This is a genomic window from Brevibacterium metallidurans, assembly GCF_037101285.1.
Taxonomy (GTDB): domain Bacteria; phylum Actinomycetota; class Actinomycetes; order Actinomycetales; family Brevibacteriaceae; genus Brevibacterium; species Brevibacterium metallidurans.
In genome coordinates this window covers 1-522 of the sequence record NZ_BAAAAF010000077.1, presented here as the reverse complement: position 1 = coordinate 522, position 522 = coordinate 1, and the positions used below count along the sequence as shown (strand labels likewise).

General features: G+C 61.5%; 1 protein-coding gene. It reads right to left on the bottom strand.

Annotation, left to right across the window (positions count from 1 at the left end):
- Positions 1-522 (bottom strand): AMP-binding protein (locus AACX88_RS17605; RefSeq protein ID WP_339394147.1); only part of this gene is annotated, 522 nt, incomplete at both ends.

Here is a 522-nt window from a genome sequence, read left to right as displayed (position 1 = left end):
GAAGCACAGCGTGGCGCTCGGGTCCGCGGCGAGGATCACCCGCCCGCCGGCGAGGAAAACGCCCAGCGAGCCCGGTGAGCTCATCGCATAGTTATGCGCCGCCGGCAGCGCGTTGAGATAACGGGTCTCAGCGCTGATCCCGCAGATTTCATTACTGCGGCGGATACTGTAGTCGTAATCGTTGTGGGTACGCGGGATAAGCTTCGGCGTCCCGGTGCTGCCGCCGGAGAGCTGGAAAAAAGCCACTTCATCGGCGGGTGTCGGGTTGGCGACGAAGTTATCCGCCGTCCGCGCAATCGCCGCCGCCAGAGAGCGCTCGCCGCTATCATTACGCAGCAGCGCGACGCGCAGCGAAGGATGTTCAACAATAAAGCTGTCGAGGAAGCTATCGTCAGCGAACAGCGCATGATCGCGATCGGCAATCAACAGCACCGGTTTGATTTGCGCGGCGTAGGCATTGAGCTCACTACGTTGATGGCTAAACAATGCGTTCACCGGCGCAACGCCGATACGCAGCAGCGC